General features: G+C 60.3%; 15 protein-coding genes and 1 tRNA gene. 7 read left to right on the plus strand and 9 right to left on the minus strand.

The genetic code is table 11. From position 1 onward, the window contains the following. Positions 1 to 201: 201 nt before the first annotated feature. The gene (locus CK215_RS23820) at positions 202 to 2,421 is read right to left on the minus strand and encodes an OmpA family protein (RefSeq protein ID WP_095832377.1); all 2,220 of its coding nucleotides are present in this window, start codon (positions 2,419 to 2,421) and stop codon (positions 202 to 204) included. Positions 2,422 to 2,616: 195 nt separating this feature from the next. Here CK215_RS23820 and CK215_RS23825 point away from each other — a divergent pair, with 195 nt between their 5' ends. Then, on the plus strand, positions 2,617 to 3,063 hold the full coding sequence (locus CK215_RS23825) for a YcgN family cysteine cluster protein (protein ID WP_066994651.1): 447 nt from the start codon (positions 2,617 to 2,619) through the stop codon (positions 3,061 to 3,063). A 313-nt stretch (positions 3,064 to 3,376) separates the two neighbouring features. Further along, positions 3,377 to 3,727, plus strand: coding sequence for a hypothetical protein (locus CK215_RS23830; RefSeq protein ID WP_095779689.1), 351 nt, complete (start codon positions 3,377 to 3,379; stop codon positions 3,725 to 3,727). 211 nt (positions 3,728 to 3,938) lie between these two features. Here CK215_RS23830 and CK215_RS23835 read toward each other — a convergent pair whose 3' ends face one another. Next, positions 3,939 to 4,649 carry an SIMPL domain-containing protein gene (locus tag CK215_RS23835; RefSeq protein WP_095781353.1) on the minus strand — a complete coding sequence of 237 codons (711 nt, stop codon included), beginning with the start codon at positions 4,647 to 4,649 and terminating at the stop codon, positions 3,939 to 3,941. Between the two features lie 214 nt (positions 4,650 to 4,863). Here CK215_RS23835 and CK215_RS23840 point away from each other — a divergent pair. Further along, positions 4,864 to 4,939 (plus strand) — tRNA-Ile (locus CK215_RS23840). A gap of 431 nt (positions 4,940 to 5,370) precedes the next feature. On the opposite strand, the gene CK215_RS23845 is transcribed toward CK215_RS23840, so the two are convergent. Genes CK215_RS23845 through CK215_RS23855 form a run of 3 tightly spaced genes read right to left on the minus strand, consistent with a single transcriptional unit; the run spans position 5,371 to position 7,972 of the window. After that, positions 5,371 to 7,065 carry a recombinase family protein gene (locus tag CK215_RS23845; protein ID WP_095832378.1) on the minus strand — a complete coding sequence of 565 codons (1,695 nt, stop codon included), beginning with the start codon at positions 7,063 to 7,065 and terminating at the stop codon, positions 5,371 to 5,373. After that, positions 7,062 to 7,535 carry a DUF2924 domain-containing protein gene (locus tag CK215_RS23850; protein ID WP_095832396.1) on the minus strand — a complete coding sequence of 158 codons (474 nt, stop codon included), beginning with the start codon at positions 7,533 to 7,535 and terminating at the stop codon, positions 7,062 to 7,064. Before CK215_RS23850 ends, CK215_RS23845 begins: the two co-directional genes overlap by 4 nt. A 5-nt stretch (positions 7,536 to 7,540) precedes the next feature. Then, entirely contained in the window at positions 7,541 to 7,972 is a 432-nt protein-coding gene (locus tag CK215_RS23855) for a DUF3489 domain-containing protein (protein WP_095832379.1), read from the minus strand. A 440-nt stretch (positions 7,973 to 8,412) separates the two neighbouring features. Between CK215_RS23855 and CK215_RS23860 the strand changes: the two genes are divergently transcribed. Together CK215_RS23860 and CK215_RS23865 are read left to right on the plus strand one after the other, a co-directional pair. Next, positions 8,413 to 9,378, plus strand: a complete 966-nt coding sequence (locus tag CK215_RS23860; RefSeq protein ID WP_095832380.1) for an aminotransferase — start codon at positions 8,413 to 8,415, stop codon at positions 9,376 to 9,378. Continuing rightward, positions 9,371 to 12,985: a DEAD/DEAH box helicase gene (locus tag CK215_RS23865; RefSeq protein WP_245418777.1), complete on the plus strand. Its 3,615-nt coding sequence runs from the start codon at positions 9,371 to 9,373 to the stop codon at positions 12,983 to 12,985. The genes CK215_RS23860 and CK215_RS23865 overlap by 8 nt, the downstream gene beginning before the upstream one ends. Before the next feature lie 215 nt (positions 12,986 to 13,200). Here CK215_RS23865 and CK215_RS23870 read toward each other — a convergent pair whose 3' ends face one another. Genes CK215_RS23870 through CK215_RS23885 form a run of 4 tightly spaced genes read right to left on the minus strand, consistent with a single transcriptional unit; the run spans position 13,201 to position 20,033 of the window. After that, positions 13,201 to 14,418, minus strand: a complete 1,218-nt coding sequence (locus tag CK215_RS23870) for a Wadjet anti-phage system protein JetD domain-containing protein (protein WP_095832382.1) — start codon at positions 14,416 to 14,418, stop codon at positions 13,201 to 13,203. Further along, positions 14,415 to 17,858 (minus strand): SbcC/MukB-like Walker B domain-containing protein, encoded by a 3,444-nt coding sequence (locus tag CK215_RS23875; protein WP_095832383.1) that lies wholly within the window; start codon positions 17,856 to 17,858, stop codon positions 14,415 to 14,417. The genes CK215_RS23870 and CK215_RS23875 overlap by 4 nt, the downstream gene beginning before the upstream one ends. Then, positions 17,855 to 18,520 (minus strand): DUF4194 domain-containing protein, encoded by a 666-nt coding sequence (locus tag CK215_RS23880; protein WP_095832384.1) that lies wholly within the window; start codon positions 18,518 to 18,520, stop codon positions 17,855 to 17,857. The genes CK215_RS23875 and CK215_RS23880 overlap by 4 nt, the downstream gene beginning before the upstream one ends. After that, positions 18,510 to 20,033 (minus strand): Wadjet anti-phage system protein JetA family protein, encoded by a 1,524-nt coding sequence (locus tag CK215_RS23885; RefSeq protein ID WP_210201686.1) that lies wholly within the window; start codon positions 20,031 to 20,033, stop codon positions 18,510 to 18,512. Before CK215_RS23885 ends, CK215_RS23880 begins: the two co-directional genes overlap by 11 nt. Positions 20,034 to 20,595: 562 nt before the next feature. Here CK215_RS23885 and CK215_RS23890 point away from each other — a divergent pair. Beyond that, entirely contained in the window at positions 20,596 to 22,881 is a 2,286-nt protein-coding gene (locus CK215_RS23890; RefSeq protein ID WP_095832385.1) for a Piwi domain-containing protein, read from the plus strand. Further along, positions 22,878 to 24,047 (plus strand): hypothetical protein, encoded by a 1,170-nt coding sequence (locus tag CK215_RS23895; RefSeq protein ID WP_095832386.1) that lies wholly within the window; start codon positions 22,878 to 22,880, stop codon positions 24,045 to 24,047. Before CK215_RS23890 ends, CK215_RS23895 begins: the two co-directional genes overlap by 4 nt. The last annotated feature ends 104 nt before the right edge of the window (positions 24,048 to 24,151 follow it).

The raw sequence follows: 24,151 nt of genomic DNA on the forward strand, positions 1-24,151 counted from the left end.
GGGGCTCATGTGTCCCGCTGGAGTCGGGACAGGGCAGGGAACGCCCTGACTGGAATCTGGGTGCCGCAATGCGGCGATTCAATGAGCACGGCGGGATGAGCGGGACAATTCTTCTTGAATTTCAAGAGAAAGGGCCCGTCCGGATCCGGACGGGCCCAACCTTGTCGCGCTGATTCCGAAAATCGGCTCAGGATCTTGAAGTCATTGCTGGTTGCTCGCCACAGGCGCCACCAGCGAGGTGATGCGGCGGATGGCGACACGACGGTTCTCGCGGTTCGGGCTAGACGTATTCACCTTGAGATATTCCTCGCCATAGCCCTGTGTCGTGAGGTTCTCGGCCGGGACGCCGAAAGCGTTGGTCAACGCTTCGGCGACCGCCTCGGCACGCCGATCCGACAGTGCGAGGTTCGCGTCAGGCGTACCGACGGCGTCGGTGTGGCCCTCGATCAGGAAGGTCTCGGCCGGGTTCTTCTTGAGAAGTTTGTCCATGGCGGTGGCCACGCCTTCGAGCTTCTGCACTTCGGTGTCGGAAAGAGTCGCCGAGCCGAAATCGAAGTTGAGCGTGTCGAGGTCGATACGCCGGGCGATGTCGCGCACGCGGGCCGAGCGCTTGACCTCGTCGATCGAGTAGAGACGCTGCACCCTCTCCACCGGCGGCTGCTCGAGGAAGGTGTAATACTCGTCCGGATCCTCGACTTCTTCCGAATCCAGGATGTAGTCCCGACGCGATATGTCGAGACGCATCGGCGGCAGGTCGTCGCCTGGATCGCGCCAGTCGTCGACATCCTGGTAATAGCGCTCGTCGACATAGCTCAGCACATATTCGCGCCCGTCAGGCGTGATGCGCGAACGCTGGACAATGTCGCCATTGCGGTTGCGGATGGTGACGATCTTGACGCCATTCTCGCGCTCCACGGTCTCGCGGGTGCGGCCGCGCGGCAGATCCTCGTAATAGACGTCCCTGGCGCCACGGGTGATGCGAGGAGCCTCGTTGCTTTCCACGAAAGTCTGGTTGTTGAACTGGAGGATCACGCGGTCGCCGAACTGCTTCACCACATCCGCGCCCTGGGGCCGGCGGCGCTCGCGGACCACCTGCTCGGGCGTAAGCTCGATCCGCTTGCCCTTTTCCTCGGTGACCGGAACAAGCTTCTCAGGCTTGATCGCCTGCTGGGCCGCCTTGTCGTCGGTGGGCGGCGGCCCCTGATCGATCGCGGCAGGCCGCTGCTCGGCCTGATTGCCGCCCTGCTGTCCAGCCTGGTTGCCGCCTTGCTCGACACCGGCCTGGCCATTCTCGTTCTGGCCGGCCGGCTGGCGGCCCTTGCGCTTGCGAACGACATCCTTCTGGCTGTCGAGGATGGGAGCCTCGTTCGCGTTGGCAGGGGTCTCGCCCTGTGCGGCAGCGCCGGCGTTCGCGCCGCCTTCAGCCGGCTGCTCACCGGTAGCGGGCTGGGTGGTTGCCTGGCCTTCGCTGGAGGGCTGCTTGGTCGAAGGTTGCTCTCCCGTCACCGCCTGACCGGTGCCGGGCTGCTCGCCGACCGTCTTTCTACGCTTGGTCTTGTCCAGAGGCTGTTCGCCTTCGGCCGGTGCTGCTTGCTGATTGTTCTGCTGCGGCTCGGCCTGCTGTGCCTCGCCGGCAGGAGCTTCGGTCTTCGGCGCCTGCTCGGCCGGTGCGGTCTCGGTTTGCTGCTGATCCCGCTTCTTCCTGCGCAGCTTGTCCTGCGGCGTGTTGTCGTTGGCGGGCGCCGCCTGTTCGGCAGGCTGCTCGGCCGGTGCGGTTTCGGTTTGCTGCTGCTGGCGCTTCTTCCTGAGCGGCTGCTGTTCGTCGCTCGCCGGCGCCGCCTGTTCGGCGGGCTGCTCTGCCGGCGCCGTTTCGGTTTGCTGCTGCTGGCGCTTCTTCCTGCGCGGCTGCTGTTCGTCGCTCGCCGGCGCGGCCTGTTCGGCCGGCTGCTCGGCCGGTGCGGTTTCGGTCTGCTGCTGGCGCTTCTTCTTGCGCGGCTGCTGCTCGTCGGTCGCAGCCTGTCCGCCCTGATCGGCAGGGGCTGCCTCGATCTGCTGCTGTTGATCGCGTTTCTTGCGCGGTTTGAGCTGTTGCTCCGCCGGGGCCGCCTCTTCCGCCTGGCCGGACTGCTGCTGGTCCTGCCGCTTCCGGCGCGGCTTCTGCTCGGGCTCGGCGGACTGTTCGGCCGGCGCCGATTCCGTCTGCTGCTCGCGCTTCTTTTTCCTCGGCTGCTCGGCTTGCCCCTGCTGGCCTTGCGCACATTCCTCAGCCGATTGGCCTTCGGCGCAGTTCGACTGCGCTAGGATAAACGGCGTCCCCCGCGAAGGGCCGAGATCGGCCTGCAGCGGATACGCGCCCAACGGCGCGGATGCCATTAGCAGGCCGATTGCCGTACCTGCCAGAATCCGTGGTTGGCGTTTCATATCGATTTTCTCCTACTGGGGTCCCATCCCTGCCCAAACTGTCAACAGCATCAATTGGTTCCGCCGGGCATTGTTGTCAGCCAAGGATGCCCGGCCGGCCTTTTGAAGGCAATTTCGTGTTTTTCTAATGTTGATACTGGGTCACTGTGACAGCAGTGCTTGACCGACAGGTCCCGGAGGGCCAAATCCAGCCGCATGAATGCGCCATTTTGGAAAACCAAGACGCTCGAGGCCATGACGCCGGCCGAATGGGAATCACTCTGTGACGGCTGCGGCAAATGCTGCCTGTCCAAGCTCGAGGACGAGGATACCGGCGAAATCTATTGGACGAGCGTCGGCTGCCGACTGTTCGACGCCGAAAAATGCCTTTGTTCGGATTATGCCAACCGGCTGGCGCGTGTGCCCGATTGCGTCGGGCTGACACCGCAGAATGTGCGCACCATCACCTGGCTGCCCAAGACATGCGCCTACCGGCTCATCGCCGAGGGACACGACCTCTATTGGTGGCACAAGCTGGTTTCGGGAAGCGCGGAGACTGTGCATGAGGCCGGGATCTCGATCCGCGGCCGGGTGAAGGCCAAGGAAACGGATCTCGCCGAACCGGACGACTATTTTGATTATGTGCTTGATGACGAACCCTGACGGATCCCGCATCTTGATGAGGAACCCTGACGGGTCCGCATCTTGATGACGATGACGAACCCTGACGGGTTCGCATCTTGATGACGAAGCCTGGCGGGTTCGCATCTGAAACTCGAGGAACTGGGGCCGCGGTGACGCGTTCCCCGCGTCAGATTTGGAAGTGCATTCGGGTGAGGGGTTTTGCCTTTCTTCCACATGAACCGGACATGAACGGCCGGTTCGTACAAAGTTCAGACACAAAAAGGCATTTTGTAATCATTGGTTCGCCAATCATCCGTTCAAGGGCGAGAGGCCCACAACAAGGAGAGAGACAATGTTCAACCAGATCAAGACGGCAGCCCTTTCGGCCCTTGTCGGGCTTGGCACGCTCGGCGCCATCCCGGCGGCGCATGCGGACAGCCTCTATCTCGGCTTCGGCAACAATCACGATCCGCGCTTCGGCGTCTACACCGGCGATGATGGCTATTACCGCCGCGATCGCGACTGGCGCCGCCGCGGCTGCTCGCCGGACCGCGCGCTCGACAAGGCCGAGCGTATGGGCCTGCACCGCGTCCGCATCGTCGACATCAGCCGGCGAACGGTGAAGGTGGCCGGCCGTCAGTATGGCGACCGCGTGGTGGTGGTCTTCGCCAACGAGCGTGGCTGCCCGATCATCTATCGCTGAGGCTTTTCTGGAGCCTGCGAGGACCGGTTGGGCATGATCCTCTGCAGGACCAGCTGACCTTCTGCGAGGTCGGGAGCAGGATGACTCTCGCCGACGTCACCTGTGAGTAGCGGAGCCCCTTCGGCCAGTGCTGAAGCGCGGCTCAGATAAACCCCGGAGGATCGGTCCTCCGGGGTTTTGTTTTTGTCGGATTACCAAAGCGGCGGGCAAGCTATTTCAGCTCGAACGTGACGGTCACCTGGACGGTGTAGGAATTCTCGCCGGCCTGCACCGGCACGGCGGCGCGGGCGGCATCGAAAGCCTTGGCGTTCAGCGGCATCGGCGCCGGCGCGACGTTCTGGTCGGTGATCTCGATCACCTTGCCAAGGTTGACGCCGGCGGCCGCGGCGAGCGTCTTGGCCTTGGCGAGCGCGTCGGCAACCGCCTTCTTGCGCGCCTCGGTGATGGTGGCCTTCGGATCATCATTGGTGAAGGCGATGCCGCCGCCCTGGTTGACCCCGAGCGACACCGCTTTGTCGAGGATGTCGCCGGTCTTGTCGACGTTGCGCACGCGCACCGACAGCGTGTTCGTCACCTGGTAGGCAACGAGCTCGGCTTCCTGGCTGCCGTCCGCCTTGTTGGTGTAATTGTAGCGCGGATTGATCTGGATGCCGGCTGTCTGCAGGTCGCGATCGGCAATTCCGGCCGATTTCATCGCCGCGATCACGGCCGCCATGGCATCATTGTTGGCATCAAGCGCGGCGCGCGCGGTCTTTGCCTCACGCATGACGCTGAGCGTCAGGATCGCCATGTCCGGCGCGACAGTCGCTTCGCCTTCGCCCGAGACGACAATGCGCGGAGGCGGCTGGGTGTCGGCGGCGCTTGCCAGCGCCGGAAACGCGATCGCAGCAGCGAGCGCGACAGGCAAAAGATACTTGGTCATGAAAACTCCTCGAAATCTGCGATCCGGTATCACCTCTGCCCAGACTCGAAAAAGGCATCGATTCCCGGCGTTGCGGGCAGTCCGGACCAGTTCACGCGCCTGATGGGCGCGCACGCCGCTTTACGAAGCGAATATGAGCTGATTTTGGCATTTGCCGCCAGCGCTTTCGAAAGCCTTGTGCCGGGCGGCGAAAAACACTAAGCCAGCCCGCGTGGGGCCTGTAGCTCAATGGTTAGAGCCGGCGGCTCATAACCGCTTGGTTGGGGGTTCGAGTCCCTCCGGGCCCACCATTAAGTCTCTGTTTTTACTACGTTTTCCAGAGATATGATGCATTGATGCACCTGCGAACTTCCAACCAAACCGCGCATCGACTCTATGCGTCTCTGCCAAGCGCCGCCATGAAACTACACCGATTCAGGAGTTCTGGCGTGCCGTCGCGAACAGAGACGGAATTGAATAGACATTTCCGGGGCTTGCAAAGCTGAGTTGGTTGAGGGTTTGTGTGACTGTCCCCCCACCATTCAGTCCGCCAGTTTTGGCGTTCTTTCGACCGTCTCAGAATAGTGTCGACATTTCCGTAGGTTAGCGACGCCATCGCGGCAACGCTTGGCGGAGACGCCACCTTCCTGGCCCAGAATGCCCCGAATTCGGGGTCCCGTCTCTCCAGGCCCATTTCCGTAGCCAACTTTTTGGAAAAGCGATGCTCGGGTGATGGTCGGAATCAGAGGCTAAGGAGGGCAGACTGATCGGACCAGGAGAGCGGAAGACCTGAGAGCCGCGACAGCCGATGGGCTGTCAGTTCGACTGGCTGGTTGCCGGCGATAATCTTGGACACGATGTTGGGCGAGAGAAACGCCAGCGGCAGCAGCCTGCTCACCTCAGAGACCGTCGTTGCGTTCAAGCTAGCGATCTCCGTGAGGCTTCGGCTAGAGCCATCTGTGAGTTGATTGAGATAACGCTGCGAGCGTTGCACCACGTCGATCAACCCGGCGTCAGGCTCAGCGCTATTGGATGAGGCATCGCCTAGTACGATGCGCATCTCGACACCACGTCGCTTGATGTCGAACGGGCATGTGATCGAAATGGTTTCGGCATCGCTATCGGTTTGCAAAGCTCTATCGAGCAGATGTTCGGCAAGTGCCCCGCAAGCGACGTCGATTGTCAGCACTTTCTGACCAAGCGTGATGCGACGGACCAGTTTCTGCAGCAGTGATCGCTTATGGACAGCAGTGTCGGAGGTCCAGGTAGCCTTGATCTCAGCCGTGCGGCGCATCGCGTTCTGAATGTCGCCAGGACCTCCCCATCGCTGAAGCAAATCAGCAATTTGGCTGTGATCGCTGAGAATGCGATTTAGCTGATGCTCAATTACTGATTCAACTGCATCGGCGGGAAGGCGCCATCCATCGGAGCTGCCGCGCCGCTGATCAACAAACTGTTTTGAAACGTAGTAGCGATAGCGGACGCCGCTCTTGCTGGCATGCACTGATCGAAGCTTCTCACCCTGGCTGTCGAAGAGCAGCCCGGTGAGAAGATGAGGCTGTTTGACGTTCGACGTGCTCCTGCGACGCGGTGCTTGACTGGCCAAAAGCGCCTGCGCCTCTTCGAACACCGGACCTGCAATGATCGGCTCCTGCTCGCCATCATGGACCTCATCCTTGTGCTTGATCTTGCCGATGTAGATGGGGTTGGAGAGTAGGTGATAGAGATTGCCTCGGCCGAATGGCATTGTGACTGCAACGGTCCCATCCTGGCGTTCGCGGGTTCGAGTGATAAGGCCATCCCGCGCTGCCTCGTCGGCAAGGTCACGCACGGACTTCAAAACAAGATAGCGATCGAAGAGGTGCCGGACGGTCTTTGCCTCTGCCGCGTCGATGACGAGCTTGCGGTGCTCCACGCGATAGCCGAGCGGGACCACACCTCCCATCCACATGCCCTTCTTCTTGGATGCCGCGATCTTGTCGCGGATGCGCTCGGCTGTGACCTCGCGCTCAAACTGGGCGAACGACAGAAGCACGTTGAGTGTCAGCCGGCCCATCGATGTGGTGGTGTTGAACTGCTGGGTGACTGAGACGAAAGACGCCGAACTGGCGTCGAAGATCTCTACGATCTTCGAGAAGTCCATCAGCGAGCGGGTGAGGCGGTCGATCTTATACACGACCACGACATCCACCTTCTTGTCGCGGATGTCCTGGAGCAGCCGCTGCAGGGCAGGGCGCTCCATCGTTCCGCCTGAGATCCCGCCGTCGTCATAGCGATCAGGGACGAGCTTCCACCCCAGGCCAACCTGTGAGGCAATGTAGGCAACGCAGGCCTCGCGTTGGGCATCGAGCGAATTGAATTCCTGGTCGAGACCTTCTTCGCTTGATTTGCGAGTATAGACTGCGCAGCGCAGGCGCGGTGTCGAGTTGCTGCTCATAGCCCGAAGAACCTCGGACCGGACCAATGTGCGCCGGTGATCTTGCGCGCGATCGACGACAGGGACGGGTAGACCTTGGCCTCGAAGACGAAGCCATCCTCGATCACGTCGACGATGTGGGTCTTGCCGTTCCAGTCACGGACCAACCGGGCGCCTGGCAAAACGTGTTTACGTTTTGGAGCAATCGTCACCTTGATGTCGTCGGCGGCGACGTTAGCTTGGCTGTCGCGGTCGGCGATCTTCTTCTCGACGCGGTCTATGGCGGACCTGAGCATGCGACGCGTCTCGGTGGAAAATCCACCGAGACGCTTTGCCTGAAGATGCCAGGCTGCCGCCCTAATCAGAAGTTCACGCCTGACACCCTTTGGTGGCGCGCACCTGTAGATATTCTCCCATTGAGTTGCGAGTTCCTCGCGGGAGAGGTCGCCCAAGGCGGCGACCTCTGCTTCGATGTCGAGCTTGGGGCGCATGACCATTAAGCGCCGCCCTTGGCACTCTCGTCGATGCGATAGCGGCGGGCCCCGTCCTTGCCGACGTCGCTGACCAGGTTGAGGCCAAGCTTCTTCTTGACCGCCGCCGACAAGAAGCCCCGCACCGAGTGGGCCTGCCAGCCGGTCGCCTCCATCAGCATCTCGATGGTTGCGCCTTTGGTCAGGCGAAGCTTCTTCAGCACTAGGTCCGACTTGCTCTGCTTGGTCTCATTGCGAGGCGTGGGCTTTGGCGACTTTGCCGCTGTCGGCTCGGCGACGCCTTCTGCGTTGCGAGCCTTCTTCTTGGGAGCCGTCGACTTCTTCGCCAGCTTGGCTACGGTGGGCGGCGCATCCCAGATATGTTCATGTGGCTCCGGTGGGATCTGAAGCTTGTCGTGATCCGATTCCGTGCCCTGATCGGTGCCGAGTGTTGCCATGGTCGTTCTCCTCAGTTTGAGGCGTCGGCCGATCCGGCGCCTGTACTGACTTGAGCCCGCTTGGCGGGCTGAAGAGAACCTCGATCTGGCGAAGGCGAAAACGCCCGTTGTTGTCTATAGCAATGCTTGCGTGCGCAACGAAGTCCAGTGGAATGTGCCGCATTGGGCAGCTATATCGGAGATGAAAAGCGGCAAACGCAGCTCACCTCCGCATGCTCGCCCACCTAATGTCAGAATTAGCCCTTTGTCAGCCGTTGCTGAAACCGTAGCAAAATGCCAAAGCCGAATTTGCCGGTAGACATCCAAGAATCGCGATCGTGATCACCGAAGAAACGCGAACGACTGCCAATCTAGAGAATGTTTTGGATGACGAGACAGAGCGGTAGCGGAACTCTGGGGCTTTGCTAAAGTTGCAAAGCGCAACCCAGCAAACAGGTCATATGCATACCGCACCTCCTCCCAAAAAAGCACTTAATGCTTGGCTCAAGAAGTATCCGAGCGAGTTTGGAAACTACGGCCACTTGCTTCTGGAAGAGAAGCAGGCGTCGGACGCAAATATTCAAAAAGATTTTGTGCCTTATTTTGAATCGGCGCACCTGGACGCGCGGGGCTGCTTTCACAGGTTGGCTCGTATAAGCCTCCATCCGGACGCCGGCGATGTCGGTTGCGACGCCCAATATCCTGGATCACTGCCTTTGACCGCTCGCAAAGGTCTCTTCGGGGAGGTGATGTCGGGGATGATGTCAGAGACCTACAAGTTCGTTGGGAAGCACGAATACTTGATACCTGTGTTCCTCTTCCGCAATCATGAAGACGCAGGTCAATACATCTACACTCTCAGTCGAGACGCAACTCGCAAACGCGAGGTCCTAGGCCGTAAAGGCGACGATTTCATAGCGATTGTGGTCGATGAAGAAGGAAACGTCACCCGCTTCATTGCCGGCGAAGCCAAGTGGCGCGGTACTTGGTCCCTATCGGTCGTGAACACCGTCATGCTGGGCGACAAGATCGACGATCCGACTGACAAGACAAAGAAAATCCACAACGGCAAGGGTGTCTGGTACGAGGTCAATCGGGCTCTTCCCGTGCCGCTTGGCTTGGAGCAACTCCACGCAATCCTAGAGGAATGCGAGCCCGATAAATTCGCCAAGGTTATTGCCTCGCTCGACCGCATCCTTGCGCGGCGCAATCCCGATCCTGTGGAGCGCACCGACATGATCCTCCTTGTCGGCGGCCCTCCCGTCAAACGTGTTCCCGGTCAGTCCCTTCTCCCTTGGGAAGCTGTTCCAGATGAATACAAGGCGGGCCGGGACCTTCAAGTAGTCGAACTGCTCATCGCAGATGGCGATGATTTGATCAACGCGATCTATGAAAGCCTCTGGGCAAAGGAGACTGCTCTTGCCTGAGTTCGATCAAGACCGTCTCGATCTTGCGCGGGCCATCCAAAACGATCTCGCTCAGGAAAGAATACTCAGTGCGTTGCAGGCAAGATCATTCGTCCGATGCCTGCAAACGGATTGGGATGTCGAGACAATTCAATGGAACGAGAATGAGTCCGACACAATCCTCCAGCAGTCGCGTTACCTAATTCGCGCTGGCAAAGTACTTTCGACTGTCGGCGACGGAAGTCCCGAGGAAGCGACACTCGCGTTCCGGAGGGCCGGCGAGCTGCTCGAGTGGCTCGCACGAGCAAGAGATAAGATCGGCGAGGAAATTCCGACCGCGTTGTTTGCGGCTGGTTGCTATCAGCTTGGTGGCCTACCGGCGACGGCCTCGGGATTGCTACGTCAGGTCGTCCCAGACGATAGGGGATCGCGGCTATTTGCCGATTTTCTGAAGGCCGATTTCGACGCGGTGCTTCGTCGAGCTGCGGGGTTCTGGAGCGATAACAGTGACCTTACCCTGCGAGGCGTTGAGGAGAAATTCTTCGGCGAAGGCACAGAAGAAAGTGTCACATGGTTCGGCACCATCGAGCTTGTTCGCTGTATCGGCCTTGCAGCGCAGACGTTACGGCGGGGCGATACAGCGCGGTTCTCGGTTGCACTTGATCGCTTGAGAGATGTTGAGCGCCTTCTCGTGCGAACTTCGCCCGATGATGTGGCGCTACTCGCCTTCTTTTTGCGATCCGCATGCGAGCGGTTCGGCGAATCCACGATCTACGAACCGTTGCGGCAATTAGGCTTGCTCAACCCCGAAAGACTGCCGGATGTAAACCAGTTTGCAAGGCGGCAATATGCGCGCGGTCGAGGCATTCTGTGGCCGTCGCAAAAGCAGGGTGTCGAACGGCTCCTCAACAACTCCTCATTTGCCCTTTGTACGCCTACCGGCTCCGGCAAGACGCTCGTCGCCAATCTGGCGATCCTCAAGGAGCTTCTAATCCTGGGGCATGGTCAGGATGGCCCTGCACCACTAGCCCTCTATGTCGTGCCATCGCGCGCCCTCGCGGGCGAAGTCGAGGCGAAACTGACTGGTGAATTGGGCCGCGACTTCGTGGTGACAGGACTCTACGGCGGTTCCGACTGGGGGATCACCGATGCGTGGCTGACGTCCACCTCGCCGACCGTTCTGATAGCGACCGTCGAAAAGTCGGATGCCCTTATGCGCTATCTTGGTCCGGTGCTACTAGCACGCCTCAAATTACTCATAGTAGATGAGGCTCATCAGGTTGTTCTTGAAGACAATGAGCGCGAGCGCAATGCCCTTGCTGAACACACGAATCGGGCAATCCGGCTCGAGAGTTTCATCTCGCGCCTGCTACTGCGCAAACCGAATATCGTGCGCATCGCGCTGACGGCGGTTGCAGGGGGTGCGGCTCCGCCCGTCGCCCGCTGGATAGAATCTGACCCTGAAGCGCAACCGGTCGGGTCGAACTATCGCAGTACACGCCAAGCCATCGGCGTACTCGAGGTGAGCAAGGGATCGCCTCGCATAGAGCTGCACCGGATCAACGACCATCGGCTCGGAGTGAGAGGCCGGGGTGACGTATACATTCCGCTGAAGATTGACCCTATGCCGGAGCCGCTTTCAGGCATCCGCAACAGCCTCAATCATTTTACACAGAACAGCATCCTGTGGACGGCATTGCACCTCGCTAGTGACGAACGGCGCATCCTCATCTCGATCTCGCAGCGTCCCGAACTGACGATGGGCTGGTATGCCGAGGCTTTCGATTTGGCGGGCTGGGAGGACGTTCCGGCTTTCGCTCCACCTACCGAGGGAGATGATGCGGCACTGTTCAATGAAGCTCGCATGGTCTGCGTAGATTACTGCGGCGAGAACTCTCACGAACTCCGCCTTCTTGATCACGGCATCGCAACCAATCATGGCCAGATGCCGCAGCGGCTCAGACGGCTGATGGTAGCTCTCATTGATAGGTCCGTCTGCCCGATCACTGTCGCGACAGCGACCCTCACAGAGGGCGTCAATCTGCCCTTCGACATGATTTTTCTTCCTGTATTGAAGCGAACAATTTTCGATGTCGCGACACAAACCCAGACCGAGTATCCGATGTCGGCGGCGGAGTTCCGCAATCTCTCAGGCCGAGCCGGCCGGCCGGGCGCTGCAAAAGGCATGGAAGGACTTACTCTCGTCGCTCTGCCGATCGTGCCATCCACGTCCGCGGCAAGGCAACTTGGCACGCATCGAAGGCAAGTGCGCGATCGGCGCGACGAGTATGACAGGCTCATCGCAAGATTGAGGACGGACGCTGCGGGTGAGAGCAATACAAGAAGTCCGCTTGCAGTCTTGCTCCGCACTATTCGGCAACAGGCGCTGCGTCTACCTGATGTCGAAGACGACGATGACTTTCTTCGCTGGCTCGAAGTTGCTGCCCCTGCGACCGTTTCACCCGATGCAGGTCAATCGCGCGCGACACCTGCGGCGCGGCTTGCCGATCGGCTCGATGAGCTCGACACCATGATCCTGGCGGCTGTAGAGGAGGCTGAGGCGATTAGTGCGGTCGCAGCAACGCCGGCCAATACCGAGGCAATGCTCGCGCAACTGTGGCAATTGACGTTCACGCAAGTCGCACAAGCGACCGAAGACTGGATGGAACAGGCCTTCATCAAGAGAGGGCGAGGGATGGTCGAGACGATCTATCCTGATGCCGAAGAGCGGAGGCGCCTCTACGACTATGGTTACGCTCCCCATGTCGGCAGACGCTTCGAGCCCATCGCGCGGACCATCCTTGAGGAGCTACAGCAGACTGAAGGCTACGGCACGATGAGTCCAGAGCGGCGCCTTGCCGTCTTTATCGCGCTCGGCGAAGCGGTTGCCGATGACGGTGGTTATGGGTTTTCCATTCGCGACACAGAAATGGGCCGTACCCTCTATGCCAATTGGCGGGAGGTGCTCAGCTGGTGGATGGCAGCGCCGGGCGCAGCAAGGCCCGACCCACAAGATCTTCGCGCTTGGCAGATATTTACGTCCGACAATTTCGAGTTTCGCTTGGGCGTTGCCATCGGCGCAGTTGTCGCGCGTGCATGGTCGCAGGGAACCGATGATCCGCTCGATGCACCTACGATCGACACGTGGAAGGATGTCACTGGGCTTCCGTGGTATGCCTTTTGGGCAAAAGAGCTGCTACGTTGGGGGACGCTCGATCCGATTGTTGCCTTTGCACTCTCTCTGGGCATCGCAAAATCGCGTCCGGAAGCTGAAGGCATACGCGGGCAATATCTCGCGTGGCTTGAGGAAGAGATCGAAGATCCGAGCGGTGAGGATCAGATTGATCCTAGCAACTTATTGTCGTGGTCCAGGACATTGAGGACCCCCGCCGCAGCAGCAGTAAGGCGGGCGCCGATTGCTGCAGATCTCGCTGGGACAGATGGCCGGGCGGGGCGCTACCCCGTCATTCCAGTTCGTTCCGAAAGGCGCATCCGCTGGCTCGATGCATCTGGTTTCAGGCTTGCCGTATCGGAAATTCCGAAGGACTTCCCGACGGGGTTCAGGCAGCCCAACGACTACGATCTTCTTATTGAGAACGGGGAAGTCTCGGTGGCGAGGGTCTTTTAGCAATCGGTCGTGACTTGCCAATAGCGGCTGACATTCAGCGGCGGCCGTCTAATTGCAGGCGATAGTATGGGTAGTGGTCGACTGCCGATCTGAACGTCGGTTGTCAGCGCGAAGGGCTACGAATCCGCTTCGGCCCTAATGGCTGCCCAGAGACAAAGTTCCTTCTTGCCATAACGGATATCAGCAACGTCTATGAACTGAGAACCCCGAGATGCCTAATCATTGCGATCATGCGGTTGTATTGTTGGGTGTCGCGGAGACAAGCTCTCCTGCTCAAGTACCAGAGCAGAGATCTCAAGCGCCTCCCAAAGGTTGCGAACGGCACTCTCTAGCGGTGGCGCATCAGCGGTCCGCATTTGTCTTTCTTTCGTAACGCCATGTCCATAAAGCACGGCGACATCCATTAGATGGGGCAATAGGCATAACCCACGTTCCGCCAACGTGCGTTCCAAATGGCTAAAAATACGAACGCCACCATCATCTATGTCACCCCAGTGGAATATCGGTGCTTGCGCGTTCACCGCCAGCCTAACGATCTGTCGCAGATGGCTCCGCGATGGAAAGCCACCTGTATAGATGATGAGTGCAGATCGATTACTATTGACCTCACGAGCATGCCGAACGAATGAAGTGTAGTTCTCGATGGTCAAGAGATAGTCGACCGACGCAGCCAAGCCGAGCTGATCCCCTTGTTCCGGTGGCACCCCGTAAAAGCGCAGGGGCGGGAGCAACTGCCCAGCGATGGCGATCGGGCCACTGACAATCAGGGGCTGAGGCGTTCGGATCACGCCGAGAGCTGCAAGCCAGTCCGCAGAGTCTAATGCAGCCGAAGGGGCAAGGTCTGGATAAAGGCGCTCGAACAGCCTGGGCACCGTCGAGAGCAGGCGCTCGAGCGCCTTGCTGTCGGTGCCAGCCAGTCGAGAAAAGGTACGATAGTCCACCGGTGGAGTGCCGCCCGCTTCGGCGGCGCGGATGGCGAGAGCATGTACGAGATCGAGTGACGCTGAAAGGCCGAGGCTATCTCCGGGTGCGAGCCCGAACCGGCTAACTCCTCGGGACCAAGCATTCGCAATCTCGTCTAGTATATCGAGCGCGCTATTGGGGAGACCTGGCCGAACGCGCGCCTCGATAAGGGCGGCGCTAGCACTCACATTAGCAGGCGTCCGATTGACATGAGCATAAAGAACCTCGGCGTTCGCGAGGCGGATATGACCGAGGGCGAACACGCCTTCGGTGCGTTTACGTTGGACGGTTATGCCGCCGGCCGTTTCGACGGTGTACAGCGCTTGAACAAAGCGATCGCGTTCCTCGACATTCTTGAGGGCGTCTTCGTCGATATATGCCAAAATCCTCGACGCTTTCGGATTGGCCTCGTGCCGGTCGAGCAGATCGTGGATCAGCTGGTGGACATCTCCGAACTGCCTTCGCTTCATTCGGCAGCATCCGAAGCCGGCGGTTTGTGACGTGTGGCGAGCGCGACGTCGCTCAAATGCTGTGGGTTCGCAGCGCGCATTTGGACGCGAGCATGAGCCTTGATCCGGACGGTCTCAGCGCTGGCACTGTCGCCATGGCGGAATACGTCGATGACACTATCGAGATTCTCATAAACGACGGAGCGTTTCTCCGAGGGAGCGGCGATCACCACCTGAAGTCCGATGTCATCGTAAAACTCAAGCAGCGTGCGCTGGTTCGGACCATCCATTTTGCTGAAAGCCTCGTCGAAGACGGCCAAACCTAGCCCAAGTTCGCTCGCCTCATATTGCTTTCGGGCGCCGTGGTAGATGCTCGCCAGCGCTGCGCCGATGACCACATAGTACGGAACCTGGCGTTCGGCACCGCTGGCAGTTCCCTTACGCTTATCAAAGCTGGTCTGCCGACCTTTTGCCACATCCTCCATGCGAAGGTCGAAGGTGAAGTAGTTGCGGTAGTCCTGATAGGCCGTGAAATCGAGCGCCTCCTCGCTGAGCAACCGCTCGACCTCGCCAAGTGCTTGTGCATGTTCTTCGTTGCGCGGCGTGCTTCGTCCGAACAGCGCATCGAATACCTGATCGTCATTTTCACTCTCTCGTGCCAGCCGGTGAAGCGATGCGAACTCTTCTTTCGGCCGGGCGTGCAGCGTGTAGATTTCACCGTGAAGCGGCCGAGCCTTCAGCGCACGGGTGAGGCTGTCAAGTTCGGTCTTGAGGTCATTGAACCTGGCGTTGAGTTCGTGGATAAAAGCCGTGCGGAACAGGTGGCCGATCTGCTCTGCCGCTTCGTCGGCCTGTCGGCGGTATTGAATGAGCTCATTCTCCTCCAGCGCCTGCACATTGGAGGTAACCCAAGGCCGTATCTCAGAGCTGATCGATCCCTGTGTAGCTACCGGGGCAGTGCTGTCGAAGCTTGCGCGGTAGTGGCCGAGCGCTTCGCGAATCTCTCCCTCGCACGCTCGATATGCGTCCCGAGCCTCGTCGGCACGCTTTGACATGTCCTGCGTCACCCGTGACAGCGGCCGCGAGCGCTGGGCGATGTAGGTCTCACGCAGTGCAATCAATTGCGCTCGCGATCGTACACGGTCCCTGAACGTCACACGCCGAGCCTTCAGGCAATTCCAGGACCCTGGCTGTCCATCGCCGGCCCCGAGTCGACGTTGGATATCGAGATCGGCCTGCTTCAGCTGGCCTCGGCGATCAACGAGCTCTTCCTTCTCATCGTTCGCGCTGCTTAGCTGAAGCTTCACGCGATCTAGTCCTTGTTGGATCGCCGGGTCGACCGTCGCTGCAATTCGGTCTAGCCGTTTCTGCAGTTCGGTGCGCGCCACATTGTGCTCGTCGATGGCTTCAGCTAGCAAATCGAGGCGATCGGCGACCGGCACCCGCTCGGTCAATGGCTCGAGCTTGCGTCGGATATCGTCGTGGAACCGCTCGGCATCCAGGTGTATTGCCACCCACCCCTGGCGTTCCGCGATCTGGCGCGCCAACTCAGTTTCCATCAATGGAGCTGCGGCGCGGCCAATCTTGAGGTCCTGCGTGCGCAGCACTTCAACCACGATCCCGCTATTGTACGCACCATCGCGCATGATCGCGCGGCCACCCCCGAGCAACTCGGCCTGCGTATTGGCGAGGCGCACCTGACCGGTGCGGAAACGGATGAACGCCCTTGCGAGTGGGTCCTCGCTGGCGAAGATCGTCGCCAACGAACCGGGTTCGAAGCCGGGTGGTTGTTCGGTCAAGCGACGTGTATTGACCACGCGGCAGCCCCGAAAGCTGTCGCGACCCGCACGTAGAATCTCGACCGCGCGTGAAGCATGCTCGGGCTCGACCAGAACAGCTTCACGATCGCGCCCTAGCAGGGCTTCTGCCGCCTCGCGCCAATCGGGATCGGTGATCTCCGCGACCTGACAGAGCGCCCGTGGCCGCATATTTTCTCTCTCCAGCGTAGCCATTAGCCGAACGGTGCGTTCGTCGAGCGCGACCTGACCAGCGCGTGCTCGATCGCGGCGGTCGACGAGATCGGCAATTTCTTCCTGCAGCTTGCGGCGCTGGGCGATCGCGTTGTCGCGGCGGTCGAGTATCTTTGCGATACTAACCAAAGCGGCCTCGCGTGCCGCCGCGATGAGCTCTTCCATCTCGTGCGGCTCGCGTGGCCATCTCGGTGGCGCCAGCCCCTCGCTCTTTATCTTGAGGGCCTCGAGACTTTGGAACAAGGCGCCAAGCTTTAGCGATGCCAATCGGTCGCGATGGTCCAGCAAGCTGGCTGCCCGTGCAACGGAGAGAAATCGTGCCTCCAACCGCTTCGAGATCTCTGCTTGGGCCAGCTCGACGGCCTTTAGTTCGCTCTGCACGACCGCACGCTTGCCGGCAACACCCTCGGCTAGCGACTGCGCGACGAGGCTCTCCTGCTGCTCACGCAGCGACTTAATCTCGTCATCGCACCGATCGATCATGCGCTGCGTATCGTCGACCGCAGCACGATTGTCCCGGCGTTCCTTGATGTTGGCAATTAGAGCCGAGCCCGCCTCAATCAGCGCTGCCAGCCGTGCGACGCCCCTGGCGATTTCCTCACGCTCAAGCAAGCTTACAAATGTGGTGACCAGTGCGGCGAGTGCTCGGAGCGCAACCAGCCGCCGTTCGAGTTCGTGGATGTCCTTCTGGATATCGCGATACCGCTGAATGCTCTCACGCAGCTCGCCAATGTTGATGTCGTTCTTAGCCAAAAGGAAATTGTGGACAAAGCCTTCAACCGACCGCATATCTTCGAACGAAAGCGCCATCACGAACGCGCGAACGAAGCGCTCAGGATCGCTGTGCCGACTGCCGGTGAACAGCTGGCGCATATATTCGCGAATATGGTTGCGCGGTCCGTCAGGGCGGATTAGCGCTGTTCCCTTAGCGCTGCAGGCCAGCTCTAGGCGCTCGCGCACTAGCGTCCACGACGCCGATCGCTGCTGGTTGCCTTCCAGCTGTTCGACGAGAAGGTCGGTATCGATGCGAATTCCGGGCGCAATATAGCGCCCGACCACTTGCGCCTCCTCGGTGGTCGAAGCCTCGATGCACAGACCGACACTCACCGGGGGCCGAACACCGAGCGGATCAGCGAATACAAGCGCGATATGAGTGATGGCCTCTTTGCGCAAAAACTCGTGCTCGTTGAGTTGGCCCAAGCAATAGCCGCGCAAGGTTCGCTCCGATTTGCGGCTTCCGGTTTCGCCCGCCGAGCGGTTGAACTGGTACCAGCGCCGGGAACCCCCCGTCATCACGGCCTGGATCAAGTCGATCAGCGTTGATTTGCCTGAACGGTTCTGGCCCAGGATCGCGGTGTCGCCGGCAATCGACAGATCTTCACGGCCGAACAAGTGCCATTGTACGAGCGCGATGTGGACGAGCTGCATCATGCCTCGTCCTCATCATCGGCGTCGGTATTTTTGTTCACCGGCTCTATGTCGCTATCCTGGAAGTCCGGGCGGGCGAGCAGCTCTTCGAGATGGGCGAGGAATTCATCACCGGCGACAGTTGCAACCAGGGCGCGGATCGTGAGTGGGATATCTTCCAGCTCGTCGTCGAGCTCACCCAAGCGAACTATGGCGCGCCGCTCGAGGGTCGCGACCAGCGCTTTAAACTCGGCTATCGATAGGGTCGGTCGGCGGGCGCGCGCCACCATGTCCTGATAAGCGTCGTAGGCGGCATTAAGCGTTACCAGCACGCTGCCGTACCGCTCGACATCGCCTTCCTGGACGCCTTCCTCCCACAGCCTGCGAAAGAGAAGTAGCACTAGCGTCTCGTCGATTCGCATGCGCGGATGGCTGATCTGTTCCGTGTCGGGCAGAATGCCAGCCCATCCTTCGCTCTCGCGCACAATCAATCGATAGCCGGCAACGTCAAAATAGTCGGAAGCAAGCCGTTCGATATCCGATTTGAGCAACGTATCAAGGAGGCCCGACGAGCCTCGATCCTCGACATGTATGAACTGATTGCGTAGCAAGTGACTGATCACCTGCCTCACACGTTGCATGCGACGCGGATCGCGCGCTTCGAGCGCCTGGAACTCACTGAGCATGAGACACCTTGAGCGTTGCGCTGTCGCCTCTGCGTGTGACGGTGAAGCCCGCGCAACTCAGCCAGGCATTGTCGACCCACTGCCCAGGGGCAAGCGAAAGGCCGAAAGACGCGGCGAGATAATCAGCGACAGCGTTGCCTCGGCCGTTCTGGTCTGCCGCTAGCATCGCGAGCCGCAAAGTTTCGAACGCGAGAAAGTCGTCGACAGTATCGATCCAGAAGTGGCTAGCATCGCTTGCGCCGGAGGGAGGGACACGCTTCTCCAAGAAGCGGCCGACTTGTTCCGGCGTCACTGCGAGGCGATTCAGATACTCTCGCTCGAGCTGCTTTCGAAGCTCGCGCAAGGGATCTGGAGGGGGAAGGACGATAACGCCGCCCGTCATGCTAGTGCGGTAGTTGCGCGCTCGCGCGAGCAGCAGCGGCGACCAATACGTCTGTCGCGGCTCGAGCAGACCGGATAGACTGCCATCGCTACGGCGTCCCACGAGCAGTTTATCAAGCCGAAGGAGGATCGGCTCGCTTCGTTGAAGGAAAGTGCCGCCACGACGGCCTGCATAGCGCACCGTATTGCGCAGGCGCGTTTCGAGCCGACTACGATGCTGCTGGATGCGCTCGAACGCCTCCTCGATCTGATCAAAAACGCGCCGGACCTTGTGAAGGTCGTCGTACACCATGTCCCGAGCAGCAATGCTGTCCGGGGCGAGCCGAGCCTCGCAATAGGCTTCAGCGATAGCGCCAACATCGGCGATCGAATCCTCGATTGAATCGAGCGCCGTGAAGATGTGATGACGAAACCGGTAGGGATGAGAAGTCGTTGAGATCGCAGCATAGTCCTGCAGCAGGATCCGCTCGACGAAGTCTTCGAAATAGTGGCGCAACCTGCGGCCAACGCTGTCGCTTGCCAATACCTGCTTGTCGATCTCGCGCAGCGCGCTCAGGACGCTGCGCAGATAGCGGCCAAACGTGGCGGCATCGCGCGCGGCTTTGTGAAGCCCCGGTGCGTTCTCCCGTGCATTGCGTTGCAGGGCTTCGAGCTCATTCTTCACTTGAATGACCAGGCCGCCCAACTGCTCCGTGAGGCCCTCTCGCAGATTGCAGAGAAACTCGGCGAGCCGCATTGCGCCCGCAGGCATGTCCACGGTTACCTTTAGGCCATAGCGACTCTCTTCGATCCAGCCTGTTGCAATCAGTCGGTTGTAGATGTGGCGCGCCCGTATCATCGCCTCGTTCGTCGCTTGTGGATCGGCCGCTTCCAAATTCCGCCGCCTGATACGCCGTCCCCGGCGAGCGGCCAATTGGTCGAGAACGACCGGGGTCTCGTCCTCGCGCCAGAATTCGGCATGCTCGCCTAGCAATCCGTAGATCAGGTGAAGAATCTCGCCTTGCGAAGGGAAGCGCAGGTCGGAACGATAAAAACCCTCATAGAGACCGATCAAGATCCGCTCGTACAGGAAGCGATTCGATCCGGCGAAAAGGGCGAAGATGTCCGGGTTCAGCTGACCAAACAGCATCATTCCGGTACCTCTTCGTAATGCGAACCAGCTGAATTTGCAGTTTGCGCACAACAAGACAGAAATGACATATCCCTACAACCCCAAACCCCGCAGATCAAACCGGATCAGAACACGGTCCTGCCTTCGACTATCGAATATATGACAAGTTTGAGCAAGTAGACCGGCGGGAGCCTAAATGACCGATTCGAGGGCAAGGTTGCTTTAATCGCTCGAGGGACGCGAACGGGAAGGGGTCGTTGTGCTCCTACTGGTCAGGCAGCGAGGACGCACGGGCTGGAGCTGACAAAAAATGCGAAGTCCTGCGCCTTCGCCACTGCGAATCCCTTCCGCGGTTTGGCCTCGTTGCGCCTCTACCGGAAATGGTAAGCAGCCTTCAGGCGGCTTTGGCTGCAACGGCAGCGTCGGGTACGTCCGTATCGTCCAAATTGAAGTCGTTGCGTAGAGTGCGGCCGCTGTAACTCGCGTAGCCGCTCGTGTTCCATAAGGCGCAAGACTTCTGCTAGAATTTTCTGCTCGATTCTCTCCTATACGCGGCACTGACTACCAGAGACTGCGCACGCTCATGAGCAAGTATTCTCTCAATTTTGCACCTCTTTCGCTGGAAGGCGATGCCAAGGTGCTAACGGGGCGACAGCCCTACGATCCCGAACGCCTGGCGGAGTTGCGGGCCGAGTTCGGCGCAACGCATGTTTTCCAGCGGTATGTTGCCGATGACGTCATCGTTGATGTGCCCATCCTTCCGGACCTCGAGCCGATCGGCAACATCCAGGAAGAGACAGACCTCGCTCAGGATCGCCGCCTGTGGCCCGCGCTCCTGGCCGCGGCGCTCGTCAGAAGTTTTAGCGGCGTTCGAGACCTCATGTCCGACCGGCCGGTCAGCATTGTCGGTCCCATAGAGCGGGGCTTGCTGCGCCATCCCGATCTGCCGAAATGGATTCAACGGCGCACGCTCCTGCGGTTCGATACGCGTACCATTCATAACGGCAACAAAGGCACTCTCGGCATCGTTTGCGAGACCCGCCTGAAGAACATCATCGATGCGCCGTGCGCCGCGCTGATCGAAAGTGGCATGGCCGTCGCGGGGCGCTACGTTCTCGTGCGGGAGCCGGCGACGGACCGACGGCTCATGGACCGTGTCCGCCTCGTCGGCAGGGTTGCCACGGCGGCGGGTGGCGTTTTAACTCTCGACGACCACGCCGAAGGCTACGAAACGGTGCCCGCTGAAAAGGCGTACCTTGAGGCGCGACGCGAAGTGGTCGACGACTGCGTGACCCGGCTGATTGGGGGATCGGCCAAGCGCGTGCTGGAGGACGCCGAACGCAAGGCCGCCGCATTTCACGCCGGACCGGGGCGAAGGGGCCTGATCGCCGATAGCCTTAAATATCTGCGGGAAAAAGCGACCTTGGAAGCCGTCCCCGGAAGTCGCTTCGTGATCAGCGAAGTGCTGTCAGCACGCGACAAGGCATTTCCCGCTACAGAGACGATAGCGCGGCCGTTCCTCATGTTCGAACCGAGCGGCGCTCGCAAGGACGATTGGAACGAGCGGGGACTCAAAAAGAGCGGCCCATACGATCAGCGCACCTTTTCGCCGAAGCAGCTGCGCATTGCTGTCATCTGTCAGGCCCGGCACGAAGGCCAGGTGGACGCCTTCATGGCGAAATTCCTGGACGGAATGCCCGACACCCTCACCGGGAGGAAAAAGGAGGCCCGCTACGGCGACGGCTTTCTGCGTCGGTTTTGTCTTGACAAGCCGTCGGTCGGCTTTTTCACCGCTGCCAGCTCTTCTGCGGCAGACTACCTCGGGGCGAGTCGCGAAGCGCTGGCGAAGGCCGCCGACGAAGGTTTCAAGTGGGACCTGGCGTTGGTGCAGGTCGAAGAGGAATTCAAAGGCACCGAAGGCGATGCCAATCCCTACTACGCTACCAAATCGGTGTTCCTAAAAAGGGATGTGCCGGTGCAGAGCGTGCGCCTCGAAACCATGGCGCAGCCGGACACGGAACTGGTCTTCTCGCTCAATCACATGAGCCTTGCCACCTACGCCAAACTGGGCGGGGTACCCTGGCTTCTCGCCGCCCAGCAGACTGTCGCGCATGAACTCGTCATTGGGCTGGGCTCCCATACGGAGTCGGGCAGCAGGCTGGGAAGCCGCAAGCGTTTCGTAGGCATCACCACCGTGTTCTCGAGCGACGGCAGCTACTTGTTGAGCGACCGTACGGCCGTCGTGCCGTACGAGGAATACGCCCAGGCGCTGTACGATACTCTGAAGCGCGCGGTCACCACAGTGAGGAAGCAGGACAACTGGCGCAGTACCGACAAAGTCCGCCTGGTCTTCCACATGTTCAAGCCGCTCAAGGATATTGAAGCGGAGGCCGTAAAACGCGTCGTCGACGATCTCGGCCTCGAAGACGTGACCTTCGCGTTCGTCCATATTGCGCCCGACCACCCTTTCATCGTCTTCGACGACTCGCAACCGGGCATCGGCTACCGCGACCCAAAGAAGGGCGTCCTTGGCCCGTCACGCGGGCTTCACCTTAAGCTGGGAGACAGGGAATCTCTCGTGGTGTTCTCCGGCGCATTTGAACTAAAGCGCCCCGAGGACGGCATGCCGCGTCCTTGTCTCCTGAAGCTGCATCGCCTGTCCACCTTCACGGACATGACCTACCTTGCGCGTCAGGCGTTCGCCTTCGCCGGTCATTCGTGGAGAATGCTGTCGCCTGAACCGTTCCCGATAACCATCCGCTATTCCGACCTCATTTCCGAACGCCTGGCCGGGCTTGCAGCGATTCCCGGCTGGGATGCCGAGGCTATCAAGTTCGGACAGATCGGGCGCACGCTATGGTTCCTATGATGATGGTTACGCTCGACGATGTCCATCAATCGTTGCGCGCCCGTGCGCGCGTGGGCACCGGCCTGCCGTGCCATATCGCGGCCTTCAGCGCCTGGATCACCGGTGGTGAAGCGGACCTGCGGGATCAGGTCGAACGGGCTATCGCGTTCGATGGGCAGGCGCGGCACCCGGAGCACGTTGCGGCGCTGGGTTACGGCGCAGCGGCAGGCATATTGGACGACGCCGCTGCGGGTACGCTTCGCGATGAGATAGACCATCTTTCAGGGCGCGACTTCTTTGCGCCGGGACGCCCCCTTCGTTTCGAGGCGGACGGGGTTGCCCTGCTGGGGGCCGCTCTCGGCGCGTCGGCGGCTTGGCTCGCCGGTCCGTGGCTCGGCAACCTCCTGACAAAGGCGGCCGCTGCTGCCGTTGATCCATGGCAACAGGGGCTGATCCGCGCCGCGCGGGTGGCATGTGGGGAAACGGACCTGCGTATCGGACCGCCCGATCTCGCTGTAGCCTTGGGGGCAAAGAGAGGCAACGCCCCCTGGAGCGGGGACGCGGAAGCCGCCTGGTCTATGGCGGCCTGCCTGCAGCCGCATGATGATGGCATGGCGCGCGACGCGGTCCGCCTCGCCGTCTTTGAATTCATCTTGGCGCGGCAAGCGCATGTGGCGATTGGGGGCGCCGGCGCCGATGATCTTAAGGCGCTGCTTCGCAATGCGGACCGATCGCTGAAGCTCTGGCAGTACGAAGAGAAAGGCCGGACTTCCCGGTCCGCTCCCGGACGCTGGGAAATCGACAACGAGTATCATGTGCAGGCCCTTGTCTGGACGGTACTCGCCCCGGTCTTCGCCGATCTGGAGAACGAAGAAAACCTGCCTTCCATCGGGCACAAGCACCCCCGCGCCGATCTGGGCATTCCATCTCTGCGCACCATCGTGGAGGTAAAATACATGCGGGCCGCCGGGCAAAGGGCCTGCGCCGAGGTCATCGAGCAGGTTGCCGCGGACGCCAGCCTGTATTTGAGCAAGGCCAGCGCCTACGACAACATCATCGCCGTCGTCTGGGACGACTGTGCGCAAACCGAACAGCATCACGAATTGCGCACGGGGCTGGAGTCCATTCGCGGCGTGTCGGCCGCGGTCATCTTTTCCCGGCCAGCCAAGATGAGACGGTCTTTCTGACATTCAGTCTGGAGTACGGGGATTGAGTCGTTATCGTCGGCTTGGGGGTAGAGTCCATCGTCCGAAGATTTGTTCCGCGCTTAGGCGATGCACCAGCACTTTGT

Source organism: Mesorhizobium sp. WSM3864 (assembly GCF_002294955.1).
GTDB lineage: Bacteria > Pseudomonadota > Alphaproteobacteria > Rhizobiales > Rhizobiaceae > Mesorhizobium.